Genomic DNA, 9,361 nt, shown 5'->3' on the forward strand with positions numbered 1-9,361 from the left:
ACTGGGGACTGGGGACTGGGGACTGGTGACTGGGGACTGGGGACTGGTGACTGGGGACTGGTGACTGGTGACTGGGTAATCAATTTTATGTTTTTTAATCAGCTATTACCAATTACCAATTACCAATTACCAATTACCAATTACCAATTACCCATTACCAATTACCAATTACCAATTACCCATTACCAATCCCCAATCACCTGAGTTGACAAGGACGAAAAGAGAGACGATGTAAGGGTGATAGACCGTATTTTTGCAAAGCCAGCAAATGTCGCGGGCTGCCATAACCCTTATTGTTTTCTATGTCATACATTGGATACTTAGATGCCAAACGCAAAACTAAATCATCACGCCAAACTTTAGCCATAATACTAGCAGCTGCAATGTTGAGCGATCGCCCATCTCCATTGACAATAGTTTGTTGCGGTATATTCAAATCCTTTACCATCTGATTACCATCAACTAAGCAAAGTGCGGGCTGTACCTTTAGCTTCAGTATAGCTCGCTTCATTGCTAACAGCGTTGCTTGTAGAATATTCAGGTTGTCAATTTCCGTAGTGGAAGCATAACCAATTTTCCAGTCTAAAGCCAGTTCAGCAATTTGCTGTGCTAACTGAGTTCTACGAGAACTAGACAACTTTTTACTGTCGTTAATTTTCAAAGCCATCAGTTGTGGCAAAGCTGCTGGCGGTAATATCACTGCGGCCGCAACTACAGGACCAAATAACGCACCACGCCCCACTTCATCCACACCAGCAACCAACCCATGAATATCTAAACCTATGGAAAATTCCCACCAACTTGATTCGCCCAAAGGTGTAGTTGACAAAACAGATGCAGGTGTTGGCTGTGTCTCTACCATAAAAGCGGTTAACTGTCCTCCAGTGCGGAAGAACGACGGCGACGACGGCGATTAGGAATAGAAGTGCTATTGATTATTTCCTCATCATCTGTCAAAGAGTCAAATCCTATGGATTTAGAATCTTCCAGAGGCGGCTCAATTCTGGATTTTGGCAACAAGGATGGTTCTTCTACCTCAACTTTTGGTGTTGGCATTTTGACTCTGGTAAATTCAGATGTAATTGTTTCGGGAAATGTGGATTCTGAGGTAGATTCCGTTGCGCTATTTGGTGTTTGTCCAGGTTGAACAATGTTAAAAATCACAGATTTGGCATTTTTAACCTCTGACTCTAACTTCACAGCCGGAGAAATGCCCATTTCAGCATACATCTTTTGTTCCTGGTCTGTCATTTCCACGGAAATAATCTGGGGCGGTTCTACAACTGGTTTAACCGGCTCTATCTTCATTTTGGTTCGCTCTGGTCTTTCCCAACCACCTTTACCAAGAGTGGGGGTTCGCATAGCTTCTCTTTCCCGGAGAGGATCTGAGAGAAGAGAGGGAATTTCCGATGTGGGGGTTAGCTCATTGTCACCATCCAAGTCTAAATCTAAATCATTGCCAAATCCCAATGAATTACCAGACCTGACTTCATCTTTGCCATTAATGCCATTGATACCGATGCGACTGCGACGGGTGCGGGTACGACGTTTGTTGTCACCCAATTCTTGATAACTGGGATGGTTGATCAACTGGCCAACCTCAGAATCACTTTCAAAACCCTCGCTAAAGCCATCATAAATGTCCCTAGTTTCCCTGATTTCTGGGAGGCGCGCAGATGGTGTTTTCACTTCTCTTTGAGGTGTGGGTGTAAACCGATCTGGTATGTCTGCTGCGGGGATGGGCATCCGGTTTTCTATTTCCCCTGGTAAACGTACAGTATGTCCTAAACCGCCACAGGTGGGGCAAGTTTCGCCAAACAATTCATAAATATTTTGACCTTGGCGTTTGCGGGTAAGTTCTACTAAACCTAACTCGGTCAGTTGGGCAATTTGGGGACGAGCTTTGTCTGCTTTAAGGGTTTTATTAAAGTGTTCTAAAACTTGCAGTTGGTCGCGTCGTGATTCCATATCAATGAAATCAACTACAATCACACCAGCAATATTCCTGAGTCTGAGTTGACGGGCAATTTCTGTAGCCGCTTCGCAGTTAGTCCACAGAACGGTTTCTCTAGCTGTGGCGGAACGGGTGAAAGAACCAGAGTTAACGTCAATTACTGTTAATGCTTCCGTGGGTTCAATAATAATGTAACCACCAGAAGGTAAATCTACTCTTGGGCGTAAAGCTTCACGAATAGCAGCATTAATGCGGAAGTATTCTAAGATGGGTGAGCGATCGCGGTGATGATCAATTAATACACCTTGTGGTGTTTGACCGCCACTCCAGTTTTGTAAATACTGTTTAACTCGTCGTAACCCAGTGCTGGAATCAACTACAATCCGATTCACATCTGCACCGTACATATCCCGCAATACACGCTGGATAAAGTCATCATCTCGGTTGAGCAAAGCAGGAGCGCGGGTAGAGACTGCTTCCTGCTGAATGACTTCCCATTGTCTTTGTAGCAATTCTAAGTCTTCAATTATTGCTTCCTCTGGTTTGCCTTCGGCTTCTGTTCGCACCAGTACACCCATACCCGCAGGTTTAATTAAAATTGCCAGGGCGCGGAGGCGGTTGCGCTCACTTTCACTTTTAATTCGCCGGGATAGGTTCACACCTCTACCATAGGGCATTAATACTACATAACGTCCCGGAAGGGTAATGTTACCTGTAAGCCTTGGTCCTTTTGTTCCCGTTGGCTCTTTCATCACCTGCACCAATACTTTTTGCTGTGGTGTCAGCAGTTCAGTAATGGCTGCGGAACTACGTTTTATTTTCAACGGTCCCAAGTCAGTAACATGAATAAAACCGTTGCGTTCTGGATCGCCGATATTGACGAAAGCTGCGTCTATACCAGGTAATACATTTTCTACTACGCCTAAGTATATATCACCAATTTGATGATGACCAGTGGCAACAACGAGTTCTTGTATTTGATCTTCCGAAAATACGGCAGCAATTTGATGCTGCTCTGCGATAATAATTTGTTTTGGCATTCAAGTTCCTCAAAAATTGGCAGCACCAATGGGGATTACAAGGAGCTTATTTTATACCTCTAGCCCCCTACTGGTAGCCCTACAAGGCGCTACTGGTAATAAAAATTTCTTTCTCTGACATAGCTTCCCATAATTGAAAGCTGTTAACAATACTGTAATTGCGTTTACACGCCTGATTATTCCAGAACCGTTGCATGAGTTTTCAGTAATTACATCAACCGTCTATGGTTGATGATTTCTGAACCACTACCTCTACCATCTGGGGTTTTGGTATTGGTACAGGTGTTGTAGAAAGCATAGAGTTAGAGACTAGGCGTAAAGCTATTGTTAGTCACTGATTCACTAGGTAGCTATAGAGAGAGTGTATTTTCACCTGCCTTAGTTGTTTCGGATACAATCCTAGAAACTACACTCTCATTATTTTTGCTTGCACTCCCTGATGATCAGGGTAGTGAATCAGATTATTCAACGCAGCGCCAGAAAATTTCTCTTCACTTTATTCTAGCGCAACCTTGCTAAAAATCAATTCCTATGAATATGCTTATTCCGGGTAACTACTAGCAAGTTACCCTTGAGGAATTATGTTTCTAAAACTAGCCGATTGCGGTGGATATGCAAGAGATGAAATTCTGCACCAGCCACTATTTCTAGTATAGACAATATTTGCTCAGGACGCAAGATCACACCGTCATGACGACAGCTACCCAAATAACGCAAGATAGCTTGAGACTCGGCTGGAGATGTGTTCACCTGCACTAAATCTATTTCAAACAAGCGATCGCGTAGATTTATGCTCTGCTGTTTACCTGATTTAGTCATAACCTCTGACAAAATCTCATCTTGATCCAGTATAGCCACAATCCAATCTTGCCATTTGTCAGCTTCCACATTTCCGGGTGTAGAAATAGTGAGCAAATATTCCGCTGCTTTCATAGCTTGGTTAGCTGCGGGTGCTTTCAAATCTATTTCTTCTATTCTGTAGATGGGGATATCTGACGGTAGTTGACTTACCAATTGGGTGCGAAAATCTTCTACATCCATCGGTTGAGTGAGTTCAAAATCAACTATTTCCCCACTGCTGGTACTTCCCAAGGATAAAGCACTAGCTAAAGCAATACGGGGATGGGGATGAAACCCACCAGTAAAAGCTACTGGTAAACCTGCCCTTCGCATCACTCTATCAAACAGGCGCATTAAATCCAAGTGACTGACTAAAGCCATATCACCTTGTTTCCCAAACCAAACCCTTAACCGTTGTGCTTTGGTGGTATTGGGGACAAAATCACCGACAAACTGAGGAATTGCAGGTGGTTCTATAACGATATTATGACCGAAATCAGTGCCACAGACACCACAATGGGAACAACCTTCAAAAGAGCAGTCAGGAACAACAGCAGCTTCTAGAGCGCGTTTTAAGTCCTCTTGCAGCCACTTTTTATCAATCCCGGTATCAATATGATCCCAAGGTAAGGGCAGATCCAGAGGTGAAGAAGGTGACAGGTGAGCCAGCGCGGTCTTGGGGGGTTCCCCCATAAGCGACTGGCGAACTCCGAAGGGGTGACAGGTGACAGGTGACAGTTTTTCTTGTTCTTCGTTACCTAAAGAAAACAGATTCCATTCCCCATTCTCCACCTGACGATATTTCCAATCTAGTCCAGCTTCGGCAATTGCTTCTCCCCAAGCCTTGAAAGCTGTTTCTACACTGTCATACCAAGAGTCCATTCCTGCACCGAGTTGCCAAGCACGAAGGAGGACTTTTCCTAAAGAGCGATCGCCCCTGCCTATAAAGTCTTCCATCGCAGAAAGGCGAATATCCGTAAAATTCACCTTTACATTACGAATACGCCGAAATTCTTGTCTTAACAAATCTTGCTTGCGGGCAAACTCAGCAGTAGAAACGGAATGCCATTGAAAAGGTGTGTGGGGTTTGGGGGTAAAATTGGAAATTGTCATGTTAAAACTGATCGGTCTCCTACCTTGACCCCGACATTCTCGCTGTAACCATCTGACTGTTTCCGCTATTCCCAAAACATCCGCGTCGGTTTCTCCTGGTAAACCAATCATAAAATACAGCTTGATTTTATCCCAACCTTGTTCCCAAGCTGTTTTTACTCCTCGTAATAATTCTTCGTTGGTTAAACCTTTATTGACAATATCCCGCATCCGTTGAGTACCGGCTTCAGGCGCAAAAGTCAAGCTTCCTTGTCTTGTACCTCCTAAAATATTAGCGATATTCTCATCAAATCTATCTACTCGTTGAGAAGGTAAGGACAGGCTAATATTCTCATTTTTTAAGCGGTTTTTGATTTCCATCCCCACTGCGGGTAAGGATAGATAATCAGAACAACTCAAAGATAACAGGGAAAATTCATTGTAACCTGTTGCCCGCATTCCTGCTTCAATCGCTTCTACCACTTTTTCTGGTTCTACATCTCTTGCAGGACGGGTTAACATTCCTGGTTGACAAAACCGACAACCACGGGTACAACCCCTTCTAATTTCTATGGTTAGGCGATCGTGTACCGTTTCTACATAAGGTACTAAACCAATAGAATAAGCGGGAATAGGTGTAGCAACTCTTCTAATGATCCGCTCAGGAACATCAGGACGCAAAGGTTTAACCGCGCCATTTTCCCCCATTTCATAAAATTGTGGCACGTAAACACCGGGAATCTGTGCCAAGTCTAATAATAATTCTTCCCTACTTAGACCGGCGGCTTTTCCTTCAGCGATCACTAAACCCATTTCTGGCAATAGTTCCTCACCATCACCCAAAGCAATAAAATCAAAAAAATCCGCGTAAGGTTCAGGGTTAGATGTGGCAGTTTGTCCACCTGCGAAAATTAATGGATATTGGTGACTGGTGACTGGTGACTGGGAAGAAGAACCTTCTGAACTCCTTTCTTTCCAAGTCAGGGGTATTCCTGCTAAATCTAACATTTCCAGGATGTTGGTTGCCCCTAGTTCATAACTGAGGCTAAAACCCAGAATATCAAACTCTGTTAATGCCCGTTTTGACTCTACTGCAAACAGGGGTATTTGGTTGTTGCGAAGTTTTGCGCCCAAGTCTGGTGCTGGGAGATAAGCGCGATCGCACAACTGATTTGGTTGGACATTCAAAATGTTATACAGGATGATATGCCCCAAATTAGAAGCACCGACTTCATAAACTTCTGGGTAGGTTAACACCCAACGTACAGTTGCCGCATCCCAAGGTTTATGTACTGCTAAACGCTCATTACCCAGGTAACGGGCAGGTTTTAAAATATCCGATGTTATTAATTGCTCTACTAAAACAGCCACTTTGCTATCTTTTAGCTAACTTAAATTACAACTTATCTCTTTCAACTTAGCATTTATTCTGTCTTTCAGGTCAATTGTTCACAGTAAATTAGAACTATATTAAGTAGATCAACATAATTAAACCCTATTTCCGATCTGAATTAATCATTCATCTGTGTAATTCTTAATCCTCAATCCTGACTTCTGACTTCTGACTCCTGACTCCTGATTCCTGATTCCTTTATTAAATCTTTATTGCTTTATTGCTTTGTGACTTTTGTTTAAAGATTGTTATAACTACAAGGCGAAATGTATATATAAATACATTTTTTTTCCTTGGGTTAAAAAACAATCTACATAGACAGCCAAAATGCAGATTAATCCTCTGTCGTCATGATACTAAACCTGGGAATAGCTATCACTCTGTGGATTTAAGCCAAAATTACCGTTTGCTTGTGATCTAGATCACTAATTTATAGATAGCTAGATCACTTTTTATACCGATACCAATCTTGGATAATGGTTAACAATTAAAGGTGAGTGATTTTTTATGAACACACAATATGCCATTCGTCAACTGGTAGAGAAAGCGTTGCACATCAAAAAATTAACGCCAGAAATCGAAAATGAAATTAACTCAGAACTGACTCAATTAGGTTATATATCTGACGTGGACTACGAAGCTCTAGAATTGTTAATGGCAGAGATGGACGCTGGACGAGTGCAGTTAGTTCCACGCTGGGGCTAGTAACTGTTAGTTTTTCTGAATAAATTCACAATTCTTGAGCATCTTGGCACGCTTGCCAAAGCTGGTGGATAAACTGATTTAGTTGCTGTTGGGCAACCGTATCTGTGTCAGCTTTTGGTTCTTTTGGTAAAAGTTGACTCAGTAGACTAATCACTTCTGTATCTAAAGCAGTCCGAAATAATTTGACAGGCCATAACAAGTCAGACGCATCTCGCAGATCAGTTATCAGGGGTAGTTCGTGGGTGAAGTTAGCCAGTAGTAAAGGACGCACCCAGCATACATCACGATCAGTCACAACTTGAATGACTTCAGCATAAAGGTTTCTGTTGCCATAATCTAAAGACACTATTTGTCCTGGTTGAAAGTTGGGGCTAATATCCATAGCAGCAGAAGATGAGGCAAAAACTTTGTAGTATTTTTCTTCATTTTAAAAGTAATATTGCTGTAGTATTATGATTATAATTGGAATTTTTTAATTCTAATTACCAGTTATAACCACACAGTGAGAATTTTTCTAGCTGGAATCAAAACAAAAATGTTATAATGTAAATAAACAACTGTTAAGCATGATGTTTAACAAAAATAATATTGTAGTAAATTCACGATCAAAGAGCAAAGAGCAGTGTCAGTAGAAACTATTCAAAAGCCTTCCACAACTCGCAAGCTCGCGCCTCGGTATCGCGTTCTACTCCATAACGATGACTTCAACTCTATGGAGTATGTAGTTCAAGTGCTAATGACCACAGTGCCGAGTATTACCCAGCCCCAAGCTGTTAGTATCATGATGGAAGCTCACAACAACGGATTAGCTTTAGTAATCACCTGTGCTTTAGAACACGCTGAATTTTATTGTGAAACTTTAAAAAATCATGGTTTGAGCAGTACCATTGAACCAGATGAATAGTTATTGGTCATTAGTTATTAGTCACTGGTCATTAGTTAATTAGTAGTATAGTGTTGACTGATGATATTTGACTAATTCATGAAAAAAATTAATCTATCTCAAATTTCCCAAAGTCCCGCCCCTGTTAGGGTGGGTTGTTTTATCTTGTGTTTATTGGTTTTATGGTTGCCTTTTGCAGTACCAATATATTTACTGGTTGAAGATACTAATTTAGAAAGTATCTTGACAATGGTACTACTTTATGCAGAGTTTATTTTTCTACTGAAGTTATGGGGTAAGAAAGTTTATCAACAACCTCAGATATTAAAACATTATGGGTTAGAATTTTCCCACCTAAATGGCATAGATTTTGTGCAGGGTTTAAGTATAGGATTAATTAGTATTTTAATAGTATTTAGTTTACAGGGTTGGTTGGGTTGGTTATTGTGGCAACAACCAAAAGTGTTTTTAGTCAAAATAATTTTAGAAGGTTTACTGGTTGGTTTCGGTGTTGGTTTTGCGGAAGAATTATTATTTCGTGGTTGGTTATGGGATGAGTTAGAGCGAGATTACAATTTAAATTTAGCAGCTTGGATAAATGCCATTTTATTTGCCGTTGCCCATTTTATTAAACCGTTAGCAGCAATCATTTATACTTTACCACAATTTCCGGCTTTAGTATTATTAGGGTTAACGCAAGTATGGGGAAAGCTTGGTAAAAGAGGGCGTTTAGGTTTACCGATTGGTTTACATGGTGGTTTGGTTTGGGGTTATTATATTATTAACGTGGGAGAATTAACAAAATATTCGGGAGTTGTTCCTGACTGGGTGACAGGTGTAAATAATAATCCTTTACAGGGAATAATGGGGGTATTATTTATGGGTGGACTAGCTTTGTGGATGAAGAAGAATTGATAGTTGATAATTGATAGTTGATAATTGATAGTTGATAATTTAATAATGATTAAATATTTTGTGATGCTGCTGGTTTTCATTTTTGCTTGTTCTTTTCCTTTTACATCTCCAGCTTTAGCAACAGTATGTAGGAATTATCAAGAGCAAGAAATTTGTATTTTGAGTATTAAACGCAGTGCTAAAAAATATTGGGAATATCGAGCATCTGTAAGTATTAATGGTAAAAAAACACCAATGGAAGTTTATAACTGTCGGGGTAAATTTAAGGTAAATAAAGATGGAAATGTGACGCTATTCAAAGATAATAGTCCTGGGGAAATGATTTGTAAGCTGTTACACAGCTAAATTGTATAATCCTAATATTCTGAACTCTTGTGGAACAGGCATCTTGCCTGTTCCACTTATACAAATTAAATGCACAACAGCTTAGTTTTTTTAATAAATGATAGCGTATTTTCTTAATAAATGTGGGGGGCAAGACTTGTACTGAGCGGTTAGTGAGCTTGTACTGAGCGACCTGTACTGAGCCTGTCCTGAGC

Annotated in this window: 8 protein-coding genes and 1 pseudogene; 5 read left to right on the forward strand and 4 right to left on the reverse strand. The window is 40.9% G+C overall.

The features are described 5' to 3' along the window. A pseudogene (locus tag PN497_RS23685) lies at window positions 1-204 on the forward strand (hypothetical protein); the annotation flags it as partial. Here the strand turns inward: PN497_RS23685 and PN497_RS23690 are convergent. The 3 genes from PN497_RS23690 to PN497_RS23700 form a co-directional block, all read right to left on the reverse strand. Further along, a complete protein-coding gene (locus tag PN497_RS23690) occupies window positions 197-862 on the reverse strand; it encodes a ribonuclease HII (RefSeq protein WP_096570154.1) in 666 nt (221 codons plus the stop codon). The pseudogene PN497_RS23685 and the gene PN497_RS23690 sit on opposite strands and share 8 nt — an antisense overlap. Before the next feature lie 8 nt (window positions 863-870). Then, complete coding sequence (locus PN497_RS23695; RefSeq protein ID WP_096570152.1) at window positions 871-2,994, reverse strand: Rne/Rng family ribonuclease; 2,124 nt, start codon at window positions 2,992-2,994, stop codon at window positions 871-873. 579 nt (window positions 2,995-3,573) lie between these two features. Beyond that, window positions 3,574-6,297 carry a TIGR03960 family B12-binding radical SAM protein gene (locus tag PN497_RS23700; RefSeq protein WP_096570150.1) on the reverse strand — a complete coding sequence of 908 codons (2,724 nt, stop codon included), beginning with the start codon at window positions 6,295-6,297 and terminating at the stop codon, window positions 3,574-3,576. Window positions 6,298-6,826: 529 nt separating this feature from the next. Here PN497_RS23700 and PN497_RS23705 point away from each other — a divergent pair. Further along, window positions 6,827-7,024 (forward strand): hypothetical protein, encoded by a 198-nt coding sequence (locus PN497_RS23705; protein ID WP_096570148.1) that lies wholly within the window; start codon window positions 6,827-6,829, stop codon window positions 7,022-7,024. Window positions 7,025-7,049: 25 nt separating this feature from the next. Here PN497_RS23705 and PN497_RS23710 read toward each other — a convergent pair whose 3' ends face one another. Further along, complete coding sequence (locus tag PN497_RS23710) at window positions 7,050-7,406, reverse strand: hypothetical protein (RefSeq protein ID WP_096570146.1); 357 nt, start codon at window positions 7,404-7,406, stop codon at window positions 7,050-7,052. A 240-nt stretch (window positions 7,407-7,646) separates the two neighbouring features. Between PN497_RS23710 and clpS the strand changes: the two genes are divergently transcribed. From clpS to PN497_RS23725, 3 genes are all read left to right on the forward strand, one after another. Continuing rightward, window positions 7,647-7,928: an ATP-dependent Clp protease adapter ClpS gene (clpS, locus tag PN497_RS23715; RefSeq protein WP_096570144.1), complete on the forward strand. Its 282-nt coding sequence runs from the start codon at window positions 7,647-7,649 to the stop codon at window positions 7,926-7,928. A 78-nt stretch (window positions 7,929-8,006) separates the two neighbouring features. Beyond that, on the forward strand, window positions 8,007-8,822 hold the full coding sequence (locus tag PN497_RS23720) for a CPBP family intramembrane glutamic endopeptidase (protein WP_096570142.1): 816 nt from the start codon (window positions 8,007-8,009) through the stop codon (window positions 8,820-8,822). A gap of 45 nt (window positions 8,823-8,867) precedes the next feature. Then, the gene (locus tag PN497_RS23725) at window positions 8,868-9,167 is read left to right on the forward strand and encodes a hypothetical protein (RefSeq protein ID WP_096570140.1); all 300 of its coding nucleotides are present in this window, start codon (window positions 8,868-8,870) and stop codon (window positions 9,165-9,167) included. Window positions 9,168-9,361: the final 194 nt, after the last annotated feature.

It is taken from the genome of Sphaerospermopsis kisseleviana CS-549 (assembly GCF_028329225.1).
GTDB lineage: Bacteria > Cyanobacteriota > Cyanobacteriia > Cyanobacteriales > Nostocaceae > Sphaerospermopsis > Sphaerospermopsis kisseleviana.